Source organism: Paenibacillus sp. TY11 (assembly GCF_059772165.1).
In genome coordinates this window covers 82,085-101,400 of record NZ_JCBAIQ010000011.1, presented here as the reverse complement: position 1 = coordinate 101,400, position 19,316 = coordinate 82,085, and the positions used below count along the sequence as shown (strand labels likewise).

The window sequence follows — 19,316 nt, the reverse complement described above, 5'->3', positions numbered from 1 at the left end:
CTTTGCTGATGACTCAGGCCCCCTTACGTTATAAACGTAGGGGACTTTTTACTTTCCACAGCGGGTTATTCTTCGAAATTTCCCATCTGCTCCCTCCACCTCAATTTACGTGCGCGAACTGTTATAATAGAAGAGTTAAGCAGTCATCGGATTGACTATTCTCTCTTAGGAGACTAAGCATATGAAACCAACCTATCTTATGGATGATATACAGTGGCAGCAGCTTATTCAAAACGTGGCTGACCATTTTACTGATGTAACGATCAAACGAGGCTTTCAATATTTTAAGCAAGGAAAGGTAAAAGAATTCGCAATGCCTGACTTCGACCATATTGCGGCTGTTGTGGATGGGAATGAGCTCTACGAGGTAGATTTCCACTTGAGTGCTTTTGCTGCCAGCAGATGCACATGCCCTGTCCACACCAACTGCAAGCATATGATCGCCGTACTATTGAATTACGCGAATGAACAGGAACGTTCCGTACATGCATTAGTGAACGCTCATTCGGCGGGATTCACTCGGTTGACGGCAAAAGCTGACACGCGTACCACACCTCCTTCCCGGTCGAATCTTTCACCGGATCACAAGGAAGCAACAAGAAACGCTCTCAGTAAAACAGCAAGCAAGATACCAGACATGCCCATTTCAGAGTGGCATGATCTGTTCGATCAGTGTATCGCTCTTAACCATGTGCACACGCAAAATTCCCAATATGTTCAAAGCGCTTTAGCCTCGATCTATGCTGTGAAGCCGCCGCTTTCACCTGGCATGCAACAGCTATACGGACTGCATGCTCATCTGCGTGTGCTGGAAAAGCTGGTGCCTCAGTCCCCTATGCCGGGTTATCCTACTCATACCTATATGGGGTATTACACGCAAATCGCCGCAGATGAGCTTAAAGAAGCTATCGAGCGTGATTTTGAGAGTCCACTGGAGCTGACTGATGAACCGATGCAAGAAGCCCGTATGGCAGAAACTTTAGCCTATTTGCGCCGAAAAATGCTGACAGAGGCGCGTAACGGTACTTATTTTTCAGACGCGTATTATCAGTTTTGGCTGCACTGGGTGCATCCCGAAAGGCAGGACTCCAGCATATATACGGAGGAATTACAGCATTTACAGGCGGCTGAGGAGGATCTTGGCGCAACTTTGGCGCGGCTTCCGTGGATGCTGGCCCGAAGCTGGATGCATGTTTACCAATCGCAGGATGATGAAGCCTGGGAACTGCTTCAGGAGGCGGAACGAGCTTTTCCACTAAAAATCTCTTCCAGTCAATTACTTTTGTTCTTACAGACGTTGCGTCAAGCCGAAGATTGGGCACGTCTCAAGGACGGACTGCGGCATATCGGCCCCTTGCTTCACAGTCATCGGGATGACCATCTACAAGATTATATACATGATTGGGATCTGGTTTTGCAGCACCTTCCCGAAGCGGAGCAGGACATGTGGGACACACTGGTTGGTATGCTTCCATTTGCTGGAGGAATGTATGAAGAGGCGCTACTTGCCCACGAAAAATGGCGGCAATGGATCGACTATCAGCTAAGTATACGCAGTGAACCTTTGAGTTTTCGGGTGAGCGTGTTGCAACCCATTGAAAAGAATGCGCCCGAGTTACTACTCCCCTTTTACCATCAAGCGGTAGAACGATATGTACTGGAAAAAAACAGAGCCAGCTATAAAGCAGCCGTCAAGCTGTTAAAGCGACTGTTCAAGCTATACAAGAAAATGAAGCAAGAATCACGCTGGGAGCTGTTCTTCACGACCTTTACCAGCCGTCATAGCCGCCTGAGGGCGCTACAGGAGGAATTGCGGAAAGGGAAATTGTTATCATGAGCCAATATACCGAAACGATTACGGTGCATATCCAATTAACTACCTATGGAGACGCGCTGATCTATGGCGATTCCTCCATGAACTATAGCATTTCCGGCCAAATTCTGAAGCAGCGTTTGTTTGCTTGGCATGAGGCTTCATTTTACGGCACCGAGCTGGAGATTCAACATGTTCAAGACACGGATATTATCCTGCTGCCCTCGGAGCAAGTGATTCCTTTTCTGGCAGAGCGCGAGCTTCTGAAGCATATCGAATGGGTCTGGGACGAAGAAAATGCCCCGTGGCTTCGGCTGATCCCTCTACTTGCTCATTGCATTGAAGCGAAAGCCTACGTGCCCAGCTTCGTGGCGTTTCAGGCGGGGAAGCTGCAATGGAATTGGGATGCGGAAGCACTGGAAAACATCCAACCGGCAGAGCTTGCTTTGCTTGACAGCTTGGAGAAGGACGAGCGCGAAGGGCTGGTAGCGGCGTTCTCGGCTGCCGTATTTCAGCGCTGGTACGGCACCGAAGCGGAAGCCGCCGATCTGCGAAGAGAGTATCCGATTCTCTTCGCCTCCAATCGCCCGGCCGCAGCGGGTCTGGACGCACAGGCATGGCTTATCACCATCGGCTGGAAAGCTGATACCGCGCCATTTCGGCCGCTTCTGCAACTGCTGGAGCCAGAGCTGGAGGACGACGAGCCGTCCTGGCAGCTCAAGCTTGTGTTGCAGGACAAGCAGGACCCGGCGTTGCTGATGCCTGTACAGCTTGCCGATGGTGGGTACGCATCCGGCTCATGGCCCGATGCGTGGACGGCGCATGTGCGTGAGCGCTCAGCCGGGTGGCTGGAACGCTTGACCTCTATTTTGCCCGCCGGGCAGCGTGCCGGAAGCCGCGATGACGTGCTGAATCGCCCGCTCTCCGACGAATCGGCGTGGCAATTCCTGACAACCGACAGCCAGCGTCTGCTGGAAAGCGGTTGGCAGGTGCTGCTGCCGGCTTGGTGGGAGGCAGCCACCCGCAAGAAGCCAAAGCTGCGGGCCAAGGTTCGCCCGGGCGAAGGAGCGGGAGAGCGCACGAAGGGCAGCTCGCTGTTCGGACTGGACTCGATTGTCCAGTTCGATTGGCGTGTTGCCATCTGTGATGCCGATCTGAGCGAGTCCGAATTCGCCGAGCTAGTGGCTCGCAACGAGCGCTTGGTGCGCTTCCGCGGGCAATGGATCGCGCTCGACCCCGCACTGCTGGCGCAGATCCGCCGGGCCATGGCCGGGATCGACAGTGCTCAGGGATTGTCCTTCCAGGACATCCTGCAGCTACATCTGCTCGGCAACGCCGACGAGCCTGAAGGCGACGCTTCGGGCGAGCAGCCGGAGGATGCGGCACGCTTCCGACTGGAAGTCGAGCTGAATGCCCATCTGCTGAAGCTGATCAGCCAGCTCGGACGGCAGTCGGAATGGCCCGCACTGGACGTGCCGGACGGGCTGCAAGCCGAGCTGCGGACGTATCAGCGAGACGGGTATGCATGGCTTGCCTTTTTACGGCGTTTTGGACTGGGTGCCTGTCTGGCCGATGACATGGGACTCGGTAAAACAGTGCAGTTTATTACTTATTTACTGCACCTACAGGATATTGCCGCCGAGACGGGCGTCCGCTCCAGTTCGCTGCTGATTTGCCCGACTTCGGTGCTGGGCAACTGGCAGAAGGAACTCAGCCGCTTCGCCCCTTCATTAAAGGTGATGCTGCACTATGGAAGCAAGCGGGAGCAGGGAGACTTGTTCCGCGAAGAAGTCGAGCAGGCCGATGTCATCCTGACCTCCTTCGCTACGGCAACCCTGGATCAAGAGCTGCTACAAAGCATGACTTGGGATTCAGTCTGCCTGGATGAAGCGCAGAATATTAAAAATGCGCAAACCAAGCAATCCACAGCCGTGCGTAGCTTTCCTGCACGGCATCGGATTGCGTTAACCGGGACACCAATTGAAAATCGCTTATCCGAGCTATGGTCCATTTATGATTTTATCAATCCAGGTTATCTGGGCAGCTCACGCGCCTTTAGCAATCGCTTCATTAATGCTATTGAGAAGGAACATAACGAGCAACGCACGATAGATTTGCAAAAGCTGGTTCAGCCCTTCATGCTGCGGCGCAAAAAGAAGGACCCTGCTATACAGCTTGATTTGCCTGACAAGAATGAGATGAAAACCTACATTCACCTAACCTCTGAACAGGGCGCGCTCTATGACCAGATTGTCAAAGAGTTGATGGAACGGATGCAGAAGCTGGAAGGGATTGAACGGAAAGGAGCCATTTTATCCGCCCTTACCCAGTTGAAGCAGCTTTGTGACCATCCTGCCCTCTTAACGAAGGAGGCGCTCCCAGATACCGCGGCTTCCGGTTATAGTCAGTCTGATCTTGAAGCGGTCATTAGCCGTTCATCCAAGCTGGAGCGCATTCTGGCTATGGTCAAGGAACTGCGAGAGGAGGGCGAGCGCTGCCTTATTTTTACACAGTATATTGGTATGGGTCAGATGCTCCAACGGGTACTCGCTCAGGAGCTGCAAGAGCCTGTGCTCTATCTGAACGGTAGCACATCCAAAACTGCGCGTGACCGAATGATTGATCAATTCCAATCTCACACGCTCCCCCCTGCCGAGCAGCCTTCCGTGTTTATTTTGTCGCTCAAAGCCGGGGGGGTGGGTCTGAATCTGACGGCCGCCAACCACGTCTTTCACTTTGATCGCTGGTGGAACCCAGCTGTTGAAAATCAGGCCACAGACCGCGCCTACCGGATGGGGCAAACGAAGGATGTACAGGTGCACAAATTTATCTCGCTGGGCACGCTTGAGGAACGCATTGATGAAATGCTGGAGAGCAAGCAGCAGCTTAGCGACCAAATCATTACCAGTACCGAGGGCTGGATTACCGAGCTGTCGACAGACGCATTAAAAGACCTCTTTACGCTACGGCGCGATTGGGCATGATGAGGACGACTATTAACCTAATTATTTGAAAAGTAGTTTATAGCACGGTCCAAAACTCCTTTGTGTGCATTTACTATCACATCACAACAAAGGAGTTGATTTGAAGTGGCCATCCGTCCTCCACAAACGTTGAAATCTACGGGCAGAAAGGTTCCTGCTTCGAGATATCACAATGTGAGTCCAACGCAAACCCTTCGTCGATTTACAGTCATCTGGGCTAACAATAATGGTGTGCCTTTTAACACGTCCGGGTTTTTTGCAACACTCCGGCGTGCAGATGGAAGCTTTGTGCAAGCTGCAGGCTTCGACAGTTTTGGTACTGCCCGATTCAGCAGAGTCCGCACACCTACGAACCAGCCTTATACCCTGCGTACTTTTAGAGACGATGGAACGTTATTCCGGGTTAGATCGGTACCTGCTGGCGTATCCTCGTTCGTTGTTATCGGCTAAGATCGTACCAAACGTAGCCTAAACGTGGTTAACAAAAAAGCAGCTATGAACAGAAGATATCTGTTCTAGCTGCTTCTTCTATGTTACTTATTCGGAATCTTCCTCCACTTGCACATCTTTCGAAACGGCTGTTTTGTACACCGTTTTGAGCCAGTTTTCACTCGACCAGTTCAGCTTGCCTGCACCCGCTCCATCCTTGCCCTGCAATTGAGCAACCAGGTTGGCAGGGTCTTCGGTTGTATAGCTGTATGGCAACGTTGTGAACCCATTCCAAGAGAAGTCCTTGGTCTTAGCAGGATAAGGGGCTAACGGGCTATTCGCATCGTCACTGCCTCCTCTGAACACGGTACCGTTGTCCGAAAAGATAACGTCTTCAGCTTTGATTTTACCTGTGTAATCCGCTTTGTTAGGATCTTTTTGATTATTACGCACTGGAGAAAACACATCGATTAAATACGATTTTTCTAGCAGTACCGCACCGTTTTCTGTTGAAATCGCACCGTTACCCACGACGTCAAAATGGTATCCCTTTGCGGCAATTGCTTTAGCCATGTCAGAAGTAATTCTATTCTTGGCTTTCGCCAATCCAGCATCGTCCATAACGATGTTATATACATGAGCATTACCGCCACGCAGACGAGGCATGCGGTCCTGAATATCCAGGTAGTAATTATGATGCAGCGTCACTTCCAAATCTGCATTGTCGCCAGCCATTTCCGTAGCACCGATCAGATGCGCTTTCTTTTGTCCTGCTGCAATATCAATGATATCTTCTTTACTCATGCCTACTGCACTGCTTCTCAGATAAGCGTACATAGGGTAGGAAGATTTGTCTGCTTCCATCGCGTTGACTTGTTGGGTTACCCAGCTGTTGGAACTGCGGTCATCTCCTTTGAACAAAGACCAGGAAATGGTGACTCCGTTACTGCCTTTTTTCACATCTACCAAGCCATCATATGCTTTGTTAAATGTACAATGGTCGATCCATACCTTGGAACTTGTACCTTCGATGGTAATATAATCCCAGTCATTCTTGTCATAGTTCCCTTTGGTTGCTTCATCCCACTCCCAAAGTTCATCAAATTCGAGGTTACGGAAAATCAAATTAGAGCTTCTTTTGATGACAAAGCCAGCATGTTTGATCTTAGCGCCATTCGCTGAGAAAATCGTGACTCCATGCAAGTTCTCCACATAGATTTTGCTCACACCTGTTTTCTTCAGAACAGGATGTGTCTGTACAGGATTGTTGGCACTAAAAGGCATTACCTTCGCAGCACTAGGAATTTCATTCCAGCCAAGATCCAGATCGTTCATAATCTCAATAACTTTAACTTTGGAGCCTTTTTTCAGTGCTTCGTTGAGATCTACAGCGTTGTAAACCTTTTTGTAATTGGCATCTGTATCCGCAATGTTTCCACCGCCTGTATTACCATACGAAAAGCCGGTCAAATTGTAGTTATTTTTGGAGGTTGCGTTTTTATCCACTCCAGGAGTTGGCTGATCTTTGCCTGGCACTGGTTTCACAGGTGATATACCTGTATCCCCTTCTGAGGAAGCACCGGATACAATCACATTATCGAATTGGGCAACTGTCTTGGAGGTTACCAAACCAACGGCTCCCGCAGTAAGGCTGGAATCTGTTGCGGACAACTCCAGTTGATCATTGACGTACATTTTAATTTCCGAACCGGACAGTTCCAGCTTCACTCTGTACCATGTATGGGTGTCCAGTTTGTAATTCTTGTTGGTAGCCAGTGTCTTCATAGAGCCGTTTACCTTTTTACGAATTTCAAGAGCTCCGCCCTTCTTGTTGTACAACGTAGCCGCATAGAAGTTATCGGCATCTGTGTATCTACCTGCAACATACACCCGGTTGGAGCCGTTAAAATCATTTACATACACATCTGCTTGCACACTATAGTTCGTCCATGACGCATTACCTTTAACGGAATGGCTTTCGCTTCGACTAGATTGTTGGTATGTAGAGCCATTCCCATCCTTCACAACAGACCAGTTTCCCGAACCTGCGGTCCATCCTTGAGCTTCTCCTTGTTCAAAATCATCACTCACCTGTAAATTACCATCTGCATACGCATGACCTAGTAACGGTAACGATAAAGACAGCGCCAACGAACTGCTCAGCATTACACTTGCACATTTCTTCAACAAACTTGGCTTCATGTAACAATCTCCTTCTTAAATGAATTAATAAGTACCAAAACAACTACCACCAATAATTATAGACATATAAAGAAATATTAAAATATGACTAATTACTTATCTTTTGTCTTAAATTCTCTATTAATTTTTCGTCCTTTTTCGTAAACACACCAAAAGCTCTTGCATAAAATCACAAAAATCGATATTTTTTTATTTTTGAATAAGACATACAGTTGTCATATTGAGAATGGTACATATAAAGAGGTGAGTATCATCAATATCATTTAAAGGGGCGATTAGATGTCTAGCTACTACTACGCTTCCAAAGCAGAGTTAAAAGAAGCCGTTCATGCCTCCTACTTACTATTTGACGGTGAGTTTCAGGAGATCGACGAGAACCAAAAGGATATTCGAATCCCCGAAGTAGATAAAACACCCGCAGAAATGATTGCCTACCAGCTCGGGTGGCTTCATCTTGTGATGTCATGGGACAGAGACGAAAAGGAAGGAAAAACCGTCATCATGCCTGCACCGAACTATAAATGGAATAGGCTAGGCGAACTTTACCAATCCTTTTACAAGACCTACTCCCATCACTCTTTAAGTGAATTACGCCATTTATTCAAGTTGACCGAGCAAAAATGGCTGGACTGGATTGACACACTCAGTCATGAAGAACTCTTCACACAGGGCATTCACAAGTGGACTGGCAGTAACCCGAACTGGCCCAAGACCAGATGGATTCATATCAACTCGGTGGCACCATTTAAAACATTCAGGGCCAAGATACGGAAATGGAAGAAATACAAAGCTCAACAGTGATGAAAAAAAGCGTGCATTGTGCTACAATACTTGAGTTGTATCGGGATACATTTAGGGAAGGGTAAGTGAAACGCCATGCTTATTATTGGTATTGCCGGCGGTACAGGTTCCGGTAAATCGACGGTAGCACGCGCCGTCGTTGAGCGTCTGGGATCTAATAAAGTGACTTTCATATCTCAGGATAACTACTATAAAGACCATTCACATCTGAGTTATGACGAACGTGCTTTGGTCAATTATGATCATCCGTTTGCCTTTGACAACGACTTGCTTATTGAGCATCTCCAATGTCTGAAAAAAGGACAAGCGACTCAAGCGCCAGTGTATGACTTTACGGTTCATGCCCGCTCCACGGACGAGACGGTAGAGCTTCTGCCGAATCATATCGTAATGTTGGAGGGTCTACACGTACTGTCAGACGAAAAACTCCGCAGCCTGCTTGACATTAAGGTATTTGTGGATACTGACCCTGATGTGCGTATTCTCCGTCGGGTTCTTCGCGATATTGAAGAACGCGGCCGCACCATCCATTCGATCCACGATCACTATTTGACTACGGTTAAGCCTATGCACGAGGCATTTATTGAGCCTTCCAAGAAATACGCCGACCTGATTCTTCCTGAAGGAGGACATAATGAGGTTGGTATTCAACTGCTGTCTATTTTGACTGAAAAATATTTGGCAGGAGATCGGACATGGGGTACTGTATAAAGTAATCCCGATTGTTCAGGCTGTCGAGATCTTCTCGGCAGCCTTTTTGGTCTTTTATATGTCATTTGAACCAAATTATCTTTGGAATCGCCGTGTCGTTATGTTAGCATGTAAAGATTAAATGCTTTATATTTGAACCGAGTTGGAAGCGCTATCAACGCGTATCCCTCAGATGATAGGACATCCGCCTTAATGGCGTCTTTTTTGAATAGGTTTAATTACGGAGAGTGCTGCCATGAATGAGCTATGCAACATTTTGATTGTAGATGATGAGATATTGGTACGGCAAGGAATCAAGCATCATTTATCGTGGGAACAGTATGGATTTCGAATTGTAGGTGAGGCCTCTAACGGGAAAGAAGCGTTGGAGCTGATTGAAACCTTGCGCCCTCATATTGTCATTACGGATATCGTAATGCCGATCATGGACGGCGAGGAGCTGACGCGCATAGTCAGACAGAACTATCCAGATATCGAAGTCATTGTGCTCAGCAGCTACGGCGAGTTTAATTACGTGCGATCCACCTTTCAGCAAGGTGTTGCTGACTATATTTTAAAGCCTAAGCTAGACACAGATGAACTGCTTCAAGTGCTCCAGAGAACGGCTCGCAAAATTCCATCCATTCAGTATCAGGAATATGCCGGGAATAATCGAATTACGATAGATCATGTGATCGAAAAACTGATTTCCGGCTATAGCATAGACTATGACGCTGAGCTGCTGAAGCAAGCATTTCCTCATGCCCGTTTTGCACTCATAGGCATAGAACAGTCGGCACAGCAGAATAAGGGGCGCTCCCCCTCTACCTCGGACCTATTTTCCAAGCTTACAGATCGAGTAGCCTCTGCCTGTGAACACATCGTACTGCAACAACTGCCGTCTGATACCTATGCGGCTGTTTTTTTAGCTAATCTTGATCCACGGGAATTAGACTCCTGGATGGCTGCGGTTAGGGAAGTTGCTCAGGAGATGAAGCAGATCGACCCACAGACAGGCTGGGCGGTCAGCCATCTATTTGATGATTTTAATCGGATTAGCGAAGTCTATCAGAATGAACTGCCAAAACTGCTGAGTTATCGCTTTTATTTCCCAGGAACAGCGCTGCTGATAGAAGACGAACTTCCCCAGCCTGTTCAGGTAAACAGCTCGTTCAACTTAAAACAGTTTACAGAAGAGATGAAGCGCGAGCATTTTGATACAGCTTTTCAGGATTTGAGATCCTATGTAGCAGCCATGTCCGGCAACTATACCTCTACCGCTTTTGAATTCAAATCGCTTCTCGGAAATATCGTGTTCAACATTACGATTTTGCTCGGGAATCAGGGGTATGATATGAAAGATCTGGATGCGGCGAAATATTCCTATTTCAAAACAATTAATGATGCCCCTCACGTACATGAAGCCGTGCGACTGCTGGAGACTTTTTTGGAGGAAGCGAACAGGCAGATCATGGCTAAAACACAGCAAGGAAGTAGCGCAAGCATGAAAAAGCTGCTGGAGTACATTGAGGAACATCACGCTGAAACACTCAATTTAACGACACTTGGGCAATATTTTCATTTTAACCCCTCCTATTTGTCCAGTTATTTTACGGCACACCATACAGAAGGTTTTAGCGAGTATCTGAACAAAATTCGGGTTGAAAAAGCCGCGGAGTTACTACGTTCAGGGACGATGTCGATTTCGGATATTAGCAGCACGGTAGGCTATTCGGACCCCAGCTATTTTACCAAAGTGTTCAAAAAAGTGAAGGGTTACTCGCCCAGTCAGTACCGCCGGGAGCATCTCTATTAGGGAGTAAGCCACATCTGCCAGTAGAAAAGAGATTGAATATGAAAAGATATATCCATAAGATCAAATATCAAGGTCTGTTCTTCAAAATCTTTATTGTTATGGTGGTCAGCATCACTGCGGTGTCCTTGCTGACCTCTTTGGTGACGATTCGGATGTCTGAACGACTGTTTGCTGAGACATTCAGTATTACGAATGCCAAGGTACTCAGTCAGATTCAATCCAGCTTTGAATCCTTCAATGACTCTATCGTGAATGCCGTAACCCATGCTTCCGAAAATGGAACAGTCAAAAACTATCTGACTGGCGGCCAATCCGACTCGATTAACTCGGCGAGGATTTACTTCGGAATGGCACAGCAAATGAAGCAAATTAAATCGAACGTCGATGCCTATGATGTCGGTGTCGCTGTAACAGGTCTGAACGGCCGGAGCTTTTACTCCGACTCGTCCTATTGGCCTGTAACTGCGGAAGAGCTTAAAAGCAGTGCTATTACAGCCCGAAGTGTAGCACGACCGGCACAGCTTATGTATCAATTGGATACTGAATTATTTCAACAACAAATGAATAGTACCGCGCAAAAGCCAACACCCTATATCATCGCCTCCAAACCATTTATGGAGCGAACCAGCGGTACCCTGTACGGCATGATCTACATCGCTATCCGAGAGCCTGAATTTCGCCGTTTCTATAACAATTTCACGAGCAACGGCAATGATGTGCTTATTTTGGACAAGTCGGGACTGATTATATCGAGCAACCGCCAGGATCTGATCGGGCAACGCTCCAGTGAGCTGCTAGGCTATGCCACAAAAATCAATGAACAGGGACTTAACTACATTAATGCGGATGTGATGAATAGGGAGAGTATCCTCCTTTCCAACTATATCCCTTCATTTGATTTTTATCTGGTGAACATGATTGACAGACAAGCCGCCATTGGGCAAATTATTGACGTTAAATCTGTTGTATGGATCTGCATTGCCATCGTACTGATTGCTTTGGTGATCGTTTTTCTGATTTCCCGTCGCCTGATTCGTTCCCTGACTCGGCTGGTCAAGCAAATGTCGACCGTACGCGAGAAAAATTTTGATAATTATATCCCGGTAACGGGCAGCTATGAGGTCAGACAATTAAGTCATGCTTACAACTACATGCTGGATGAACTGAATGACTATATCCGTAAGCTTTTAGAGACGCAAAAGGGTCAACGAAATGCAGAGCTTGCTGCACTACAACGGCAGATCAATCCGCATTTTCTGTACAATACACTGGCTTCGATCAAAATGCTGGTGCTTAAAGGAAACAAGGAAACCGCCGCCGAGACCATCAATGCGCTCATTTCCCTACTGCAAAATACAATCAGTAATGTGAGCGAAACGATCACCATCGAGCAGGAAATGGCCAACATGCAAAATTATGTGTTCATCAACCATGTGCGCTACGGACAGCGGGTACAAGTGAATTATTTTGTATCGCCCGATTGTCTGGAGTATCATGTGCCCAAGCTCATCATTCAGCCTTTTATCGAAAACTCTTTTTTCCATGCGTTTAATGAGAAAAATGCAGGTCTTATCTATATACTAGTGTCCAAAACGGAGGATACATTGATCTGTGAGGTGGTCGACGATGGAGACGGTATGGATTTGGACGGACATACGGCGCAAGACGGACTGCCGAATCCCAAGAGTAAACGCCAACTGTTCACTGGCATCGGCATCCAGAACGTACACAACCGCATTACCCTTTTATATGGAGAAGAATATGGCGTGACCATCTCCAGCAAAAAAGGCGAGGGCACCAAAGTGAGATTGACACTTCCATTGATCGTGAGATCAAACGACTCCAGCAAATGATATATACACTGAACTAAAGACAAAGAAGTGGAACAAGAACGGAGTGGGCGGAATGGTGCTGTACAAGCGTAGCGGTCGCCTAAAAGCTTTCCATAGGAAAGCTCGCATCGGAAGCATAAGCTGTATCCAGATTTCAACCTTATATAATTGAATAAAGAAATCTGGATACAACAGCGATGGGAAGCACCATCCGACCGCGCAGTGGCGCTTCGTGTACCTCTTTAGTTCAATCTATAAAAAACACCAAAACCCAAATAAAATACAAAATGTAAGCGGTGCCTTTTTGATAAATCATAATAATAAGACCAATCCGTATAAAGATATTCCTAACGCCGATAAAGTCTGGATGATACACTAGATTCATAAACAAGTAACCGCTTTCATTTAAGAGGTTGAGAACTGGCAAGCAACATATAAAAAAAGAGTAGGGGTTGAACAAAATGAAAAAAATGACTTTCCTTCTGCTGATTGCAAGCTTGATCTTGTTATCCGCGTGCTCCAGCAATTCCGAGAAAGCAGCTACGACCACAGATTCAGGCAAAAAAGAAATCACCGTCTGGGCTTGGGACCCGAACTTTAATATCGCAGCTCTGAAGCTGGCGAAAGATCGCTACGTTGCCAAACATCCAGATGTAACCGTAAACATTGTTGAATATGCTCAAAACGATATCGTACAAAAAATGAATGCCGGCCTTAACTCCGGTTCTACCAAAGGGTTGCCTAACGTGGTTCTAATCGAGGATTACCGGGCACAGAACTTCCTGCAAGCCTATCCGGATTCTTTCCATGATATGACCAGCTCGATCAAAGCATCCGATTTCGCTGATTATAAAATCGGACCGACCAGCTACAACGGCAAGCAGTACGGTGTTCCATTTGACTCCGGTGTTATGGGACTGTATGTAAGAACGGATTATCTGGAACAAGCTGGCTACAAAGTAGCGGACCTGACCAATATTGATTGGGACAAATTCATTGAGATCGGTAAAGCCGTAAAACAAAAAACAGGCAAAGAAATGCTGACTCAAGATCCGAATGACCTCGGTCTGATCCGTGGTATGATCCAATCTGCAGGTTCATGGTACCTGAAAGAAGACGGTAAAACACCAAACCTGGCTGGTAATACAGCTCTGAAAGAAGCGCTCTTGACGTACAAATCCTTGTTTGACGCAAATATTGTAAAAATGAATGCCGACTGGAGTCAATTCCTGGCCGCCTTCAATAGTGGTGCAGTTGCTTCCGTACCTACAGGTAACTGGATTACGCCTTCGATCAAAGCAGAAGCTTCACAATCGGGTAAATGGGCCGTTGTTCCTTTCCCTAAACTGAAAAATGTACCTGAATCCGTGAATGCTTCCAGCCTCGGTGGCAGCTCCTGGTATGTCCTTAACTCGGACGGTCAAGATACCGCTGCGGATTTCCTGAAAGAAACATTCGGTACAGATCCAGAGCTGTATCAAGATATGCTGAGCAAAATTGGAATTGTCGGTTCATTGAACGCAGCTTCCAGCGGTAAAGCTTATGACGTGGAAGATCCGTACTTCGGAGGCGACAAAGTCTACAAGAAATTTGCAGATTGGACTAAACAAGTTCCAAAAGTCAATTATGGCCTGCACACGTATGCCATTGAGGACATCATGACCGTTGAAATTCAAAACTATCTGAACGGAAAAGATGTAGACACCGTTCTGAAAGATGCTCAAGGACAGGCGGAAGCACAGCTTAAATAAGACAGTCCATCTAGCCAAGGCTAAACAATAAAACGATAAGCACTTAAAACCTTGGGCTTGCGAGTTCAAGGTTTTATTGCTGCACAGGGAGTTGAATGGTATGAAGACAGCCGCGCCCAATATAACTACAACACGTCTCAAAGCAGGTATGACAGGATGGTTGTTCATATCCATCGCAGTGATCATGATTGCGGCTTTTTATTTCTATCCGATGATTCAGGCGCTTATCTTGTCCTTTAAGACAGGTACAGGGTCTAATCTGAGCTTTAACGGCATTGATAACTACAAGCGTCTGTTCACCGATAAAATGTTTATAACTGCCGTGAAGAATACGTTTATTTATTTAATTTTCCAGGTGCCTTTGATGGTCATTCTGGCTCTGTTCATTTCCGTATTACTGAATGATAAAAACCTGAAATTCAAGGGCTTTTTCCGCACAGCCATCTTCTTGCCGTGCATCACATCCCTTGTAGCGTATTCGGTTGTCTTCAAGTATCTGTTCTCGTCCGACGGTCTGGTAAACTCCTTATTGCTGAATCTGCACGTGATTGGCACGCCAATCCAATGGATTACAGATCCTTTCTGGGCCAAGGTTACCATTATTATCGCGATCACATGGCGCTGGACCGGTTATAATATGATCTTTTACCTGTCCGGTCTTCAGAACATTGACAGCTCCATCTATGAAGCAGCCCGTATTGACGGTGCTTCCCCGATCCGACAGTTTTTCAGTATTACCGTCCCACTGCTTAAACCGATTATCCTGTTCACCTCGATTACATCGACCATTGGTACACTCCAGCTCTTCGATGAAATTATGAATATTACCAAGGGTGGGCCAGGGAACGCGACATCTTCAATTTCGCAATATATTTACAATCTGTCCTTCAAATATTCATCCGACTTTGGTTATGCAGCGACCGTATCTTATTCCATCGTCATTATGATCATTATCTTGTCGATTATCCAGTTCAAAGTGGCAGGTGAGAAAAAATGATGAAAACAAAAAGAGCATTTACGTACGCCTTTCTGATCATTGTGTCGTTCGTTTCGATTTTCCCGTTCCTCTGGATGCTATCCAGCTCCACGAACCTGTCGGTCGATGTGACGAAAGGCAAGCTTCTGCCTGGCTCCCATCTGATGGATAACATGCACAATCTGCTCGAAAAAGTAGACATCGTTACCGCATTAAGTAATTCTGCAAAAGTCTCGATCTCAACTACGCTGCTGGCTATGTTAATTGCATCACTGGCAGGCTATGGCTTTGAAATTTACAGAAGTAAAGCGAAAGACATTGTCTTCAATATCCTGCTGATGTCTATGATGATTCCGTTTGCGGCGATAATGATCCCGCTTTACCGGATGTTCGGCAGTATTTCTAATGTCATACCATGGATCGGTATTGATACACTCTCTTCTGTCGTCATTCCGACCGTAACTACGGCGTTCCTGATATTCTTTTTCCGTCAAAGCACCAAGATGTTTCCCAAGGATTTGCTCGAAGCAGGTCGTATGGATGGATTATCCGAGCTGGGTCTGTTCTTCCGGGTGTATATGCCTACGATGAAAACAACCTATGCCGCTGCCGCGATCATTACATTCATGTCCAGCTGGAACAACTACCTCTGGCCTCTGATTGTGCTGCAAACGCCGGAGAATCAAACGATTCCGTTGTTGATCTCGAACCTCGGCTCCAGCTATGCACCGGATTACGGTGTCATCATGATCGCCATTGTCCTGTCCACGCTGCCGACTGCACTGGTATTCTTCCTGATGCAGAAGCACTTTGTAGCGGGCATGGTTGGCTCGGTAAAATAACAGATTACAGTGTAATTTCTTCATTCATTTTAAAAATAAGGAGTGTTCGCCTTGACCATTCATACCCCTAGTCTGGACTGGCTCACCGATGTGACCAAGTTCGCGGTAAATCGGCTACCCGCCTATTCGGATCATAAATATTACGCCACGCTTCAGGAAGCGGAGCAGCAAGCCGATATGGCTTGGCGTCATAGCCTGAATGGGAGCTGGAAGTTTAACTATGCGACCAATCCAGCCAGCCGCCCAGTAGAGTTCTATGCCCCTGACTTTGAGTATGGCGGCTGGAGCGATATTCAGGTACCAGGTCATATTCAGACGCAAGGCTTCGGCCAAATGCAGTACGTAAATACGATGTACCCGTGGGATGGACATTCGGATGTTCGCCCACCCCATATTCCGGAGGATCACAACCCGGTCGGGAGCTATATCAAAAGCTTTGTTTTGCCGGAAAATATGGCTTCCGACGCACAGCCTGTGTTCATTTCTTTCCAAGGCGTCGAGTCGGCTTTCTATGTATGGCTGAACGGACAATTTGTCGGTTACAGCGAGGACAGCTTTACACCGTCTGATTTTGAACTGACACCGTTCCTGCAAGCAGGCGAAAACAAGCTGGCGGTAGAGGTATATCAGAGAAGTACGGGGGCGTGGCTGGAGGATCAGGACTTTTGGCGTTTTTCCGGTATTTTCAGAGACGTATATCTCTATACCATCCCTACGGTTCACGTACGTGACCTGCATGCCAAGACGGATCTGGATGCTTCCTACACGCAGGGCCTTCTGGAGCTGAAATTGACCTTGGAAAAGCCGGCAACGGCCTATGCAACTGTCGATGTGAAAGATGCTACCGGCCATGTTGTAGCTTCTTTGAAAGCCGACTTTACTGATGGCACAGCTTCGCTGTCAGCAATCTTGGAGCAAGTGCAGCGCTGGAGCGCCGAGAAACCCTATTTATACACGTTGTTCATTCAAATTTATGATGCCAGTGGATCGCTCGTGGAAGTCATTCCACAAAAAATTGGCTTCCGCAAATTTGAGCTGATGAATAAGGTCATGCATTTGAACGGCAAACGTATCGTCTTTAAAGGTGTGAACCGCCATGAATTTAACGCTCGCACCGGACGTGCGATTTCCCGTGAAGATATGCTGTGGGATATCCAAACGCTCAAGCAGAACAATATGAACGCTGTTCGTACCTCTCATTATCCAAACCAGACTCTGTGGTATGAGCTATGCGATGAGTACGGGGTCTATGTAATTGATGAAATGAACTTGGAAACACACGGTTCCTGGCAAAAACTCGGCGCCGTCGAGCCATCGTGGAATATTCCTGCCAATCTGCCTGAGTGGCAGGATATCGTCATGGATCGTGCCATTTCCATGCTGGAACGGGACAAAAACCATGCGTCCATTCTGATCTGGTCCTGCGGCAATGAGTCGTATGCAGGTGAAGTGCTGCGCAATGTAGCCAACTATTTCCGAGCCACTGACCCGAGCCGTCTGGTGCACTACGAAGGCGTGTTCCACAACCGTACGTACGATGACACCAGCGATATGGAGAGCCGGATGTACGCCAAACCCGCAGATATCGAGCAATATTTGAACGACAATCCGCAAAAGCCGTATATCAGTTGCGAATACATGCATGCGATGGGTAATTCCGTAGGCGGCATGCACAAGTATACAGAGCTGGAGAACAAATACGAGCTGTATCAGGGCGGTTTTATTTGGGATTATATTGATCAGGCTGTTATGAAAAAAGATCGCTACGGACGCGAGTACCTCGCTTTCGGTGGCGACTTTGACGACCGTGCCACAGACTATGGCTTCTGTACGGACGGAATCGTCTACGCGGACCGGAAGGTTTCACCGAAGATGCAGGAGGTCAAATTCCTGTATCAAAATCTGAAGCTTACCCCGGATCGCAACGGCGTGACTCTCCGCAATGAAAACCTGTTCGAGGGAACGGGTGACTACGATCTCGTATACAGCCTGCTCCATGAAGGCAAAGAGATCGCACGAAATGTCATTCCTGTGGATGTGGCGGCTCAGACTGAAGCGTATATCCCACTAACGTTCCCTAATACAGACGGGAAGCCCGGTGAATATGTCATTCACACATCTCTGGTTTTGAAAGAAGCCACGCTCTGGGCTGAGGCCGGGTATGAAGTAGCCTTCGGACAGCATATTTTCATTGTGGAAGATCCAAGTCCGCTGAAGATCCCTACGGGCGGCGCCCTACGAGTGGTGCATGGCGATGTAAACATTGGCGTTCACGGTGCAGATTTCAGCATGATGTTCTCCAAAGGAGCAGGTAGCCTGACTTCACTTCGCTACGCCGGACGCGAGATGATTGCCATTCCCCCTGCCCCATTGTTCTGGCGTGCGACCACAGACAATGATCGGGGAACCGCACTGGGCTTTGAAGCCGGTGGCTGGTTCGCTGCAAGTCTGACGCGTAAATGTGTGGGCATCGAGGTCACGGAAGAGCAGACAGATCGTGTAACCGTTACGTTCCGCTACACGCTGAGCATCCATGCAGACGTACAGGTAACAGTAGCCTACACCGTCTTTGCCGATGGCAGTCTGAAAGTAAAATCGACTTATGAAGGCGTATCGGGGCTGCCTAACCTGCCGATCTTTGCCCTTTCGTTCAAGGTTCCAGCGGACTACCGCCATCTGGACTGGTACGCGATGGGACCGGAAGAGAATTACATCGACCGTGCCTTTGGCGCAAGACTAGGCGTATTCCGCAACGAAGCTGCGGATAACGTGTCCGGGTATGTCGTACCGCAGGAATCCGGCAACCGTACAGGCGTGCGCCGTGTCGATATTACCGACGATTCTCAGCGAGGTATACGCATTACTGCACCTGCTACCGCACCTGTGGAATGCAATATTTCGCCGTATACAGCGTTTGAGCTGGAAAGTGCCTACCATCTGTATGAGCTACCCAACGTGTATTACACCGTTGTCACTGTAGCTGGCAAGCAAATGGGTGTAGGCGGCGACGACAGCTGGGGAGCTCCGGTACATGAAGAATACCAAATTGCAGCCGATCAAAAGCTGGAATTTGAGTTTACCGTGCAACGGGTATAAATAAGCACGCTCACTGTATAGACGAGTAGATATAACAAAAGCCCTTCCGCTGCTTCCCTCATGAGAAGCTAAAGCTGGAAGGGC

At 47.5% G+C, this 19,316-nt stretch carries 12 protein-coding genes; 11 read left to right on the top strand and 1 reads right to left on the bottom strand.

Annotated elements, in window-relative coordinates; translation table 11 throughout:
* The first annotated feature begins 181 nt into the window (after window positions 1-181).
* From AC6EJC_RS14370 to AC6EJC_RS14360, 3 genes are all read left to right on the top strand, one after another.
* Window positions 182-1,837 (top strand): SWIM zinc finger family protein, encoded by a 1,656-nt coding sequence (locus AC6EJC_RS14370; RefSeq protein WP_444954546.1) that lies wholly within the window; start codon window positions 182-184, stop codon window positions 1,835-1,837.
* Window positions 1,834-4,797, top strand: a complete 2,964-nt coding sequence (locus AC6EJC_RS14365; protein WP_444954545.1) for a DEAD/DEAH box helicase — start codon at window positions 1,834-1,836, stop codon at window positions 4,795-4,797. Before AC6EJC_RS14370 ends, AC6EJC_RS14365 begins: the two co-directional genes overlap by 4 nt.
* 105 nt (window positions 4,798-4,902) lie before the next feature.
* Window positions 4,903-5,247, top strand: a complete 345-nt coding sequence (locus tag AC6EJC_RS14360) for a hypothetical protein (protein ID WP_444954544.1) — start codon at window positions 4,903-4,905, stop codon at window positions 5,245-5,247.
* An 87-nt stretch (window positions 5,248-5,334) separates the two neighbouring features.
* Here the strand turns inward: AC6EJC_RS14360 and AC6EJC_RS14355 are convergent, their stop codons facing one another.
* Complete coding sequence (locus AC6EJC_RS14355) at window positions 5,335-7,428, bottom strand: pectate lyase family protein (RefSeq protein WP_444954543.1); 2,094 nt, start codon at window positions 7,426-7,428, stop codon at window positions 5,335-5,337.
* Window positions 7,429-7,707: 279 nt separating this feature from the next.
* On the opposite strand from AC6EJC_RS14355, the gene AC6EJC_RS14350 reads away from it, so the two are divergent.
* From AC6EJC_RS14350 to lacZ, 8 genes are all read left to right on the top strand, one after another.
* Window positions 7,708-8,229 carry a ClbS/DfsB family four-helix bundle protein gene (locus AC6EJC_RS14350; RefSeq protein WP_444954542.1) on the top strand — a complete coding sequence of 174 codons (522 nt, stop codon included), beginning with the start codon at window positions 7,708-7,710 and terminating at the stop codon, window positions 8,227-8,229.
* A gap of 75 nt (window positions 8,230-8,304) precedes the next feature.
* Window positions 8,305-8,940, top strand: coding sequence for a uridine kinase (udk, locus tag AC6EJC_RS14345; RefSeq protein ID WP_013368919.1), 636 nt, complete (start codon window positions 8,305-8,307; stop codon window positions 8,938-8,940).
* Window positions 8,941-9,175: 235 nt separating this feature from the next.
* Complete coding sequence (locus tag AC6EJC_RS14340) at window positions 9,176-10,735, top strand: response regulator transcription factor (RefSeq protein ID WP_444954541.1); 1,560 nt, start codon at window positions 9,176-9,178, stop codon at window positions 10,733-10,735.
* A gap of 38 nt (window positions 10,736-10,773) precedes the next feature.
* The gene (locus AC6EJC_RS14335; RefSeq protein WP_444954540.1) at window positions 10,774-12,588 is read left to right on the top strand and encodes a cache domain-containing sensor histidine kinase; all 1,815 of its coding nucleotides are present in this window, start codon (window positions 10,774-10,776) and stop codon (window positions 12,586-12,588) included.
* Window positions 12,589-13,028: 440 nt separating this feature from the next.
* The gene (locus AC6EJC_RS14330) at window positions 13,029-14,318 is read left to right on the top strand and encodes an ABC transporter substrate-binding protein (RefSeq protein ID WP_444954539.1); all 1,290 of its coding nucleotides are present in this window, start codon (window positions 13,029-13,031) and stop codon (window positions 14,316-14,318) included.
* 100 nt (window positions 14,319-14,418) lie between these two features.
* A complete protein-coding gene (locus AC6EJC_RS14325) occupies window positions 14,419-15,315 on the top strand; it encodes a carbohydrate ABC transporter permease (protein WP_444954538.1) in 897 nt (298 codons plus the stop codon).
* Window positions 15,312-16,136 (top strand): carbohydrate ABC transporter permease, encoded by an 825-nt coding sequence (locus AC6EJC_RS14320; protein WP_444954537.1) that lies wholly within the window; start codon window positions 15,312-15,314, stop codon window positions 16,134-16,136. The genes AC6EJC_RS14325 and AC6EJC_RS14320 overlap by 4 nt, the downstream gene beginning before the upstream one ends.
* Window positions 16,137-16,187: 51 nt before the next feature.
* Entirely contained in the window at window positions 16,188-19,232 is a 3,045-nt protein-coding gene (gene lacZ / locus AC6EJC_RS14315; protein WP_444954536.1) for a beta-galactosidase, LacZ type, read from the top strand.
* Window positions 19,233-19,316 lie beyond the last annotated feature (84 nt).

Excerpts from the sequence above, each read along its gene's own strand:
- AC6EJC_RS14365 (WP_444954545.1), top strand. The coding sequence starts at position 1,834 with ATGAGCCAATATACCGAAACGATTACGGTGCATATCCAATTAACTACC.
- AC6EJC_RS14320 (WP_444954537.1), top strand. The coding sequence starts at position 15,312 with ATGATGAAAACAAAAAGAGCATTTACGTACGCCTTTCTGATCATTGTG.
- AC6EJC_RS14330 (WP_444954539.1), top strand. The coding sequence starts at position 13,029 with ATGAAAAAAATGACTTTCCTTCTGCTGATTGCAAGCTTGATCTTGTTA.
- AC6EJC_RS14370 (WP_444954546.1), top strand. The coding sequence starts at position 182 with ATGAAACCAACCTATCTTATGGATGATATACAGTGGCAGCAGCTTATT.
- AC6EJC_RS14340 (WP_444954541.1), top strand. The coding sequence starts at position 9,176 with ATGAATGAGCTATGCAACATTTTGATTGTAGATGATGAGATATTGGTA.
- AC6EJC_RS14335 (WP_444954540.1), top strand. The coding sequence starts at position 10,774 with ATGAAAAGATATATCCATAAGATCAAATATCAAGGTCTGTTCTTCAAA.
- AC6EJC_RS14350 (WP_444954542.1), top strand. The coding sequence starts at position 7,708 with ATGTCTAGCTACTACTACGCTTCCAAAGCAGAGTTAAAAGAAGCCGTT.
- udk (WP_013368919.1), top strand. The coding sequence starts at position 8,305 with ATGCTTATTATTGGTATTGCCGGCGGTACAGGTTCCGGTAAATCGACG.
- AC6EJC_RS14325 (WP_444954538.1), top strand. The coding sequence starts at position 14,419 with ATGAAGACAGCCGCGCCCAATATAACTACAACACGTCTCAAAGCAGGT.
- AC6EJC_RS14355 (WP_444954543.1), bottom strand. The coding sequence starts at position 7,428 with ATGAAGCCAAGTTTGTTGAAGAAATGTGCAAGTGTAATGCTGAGCAGT.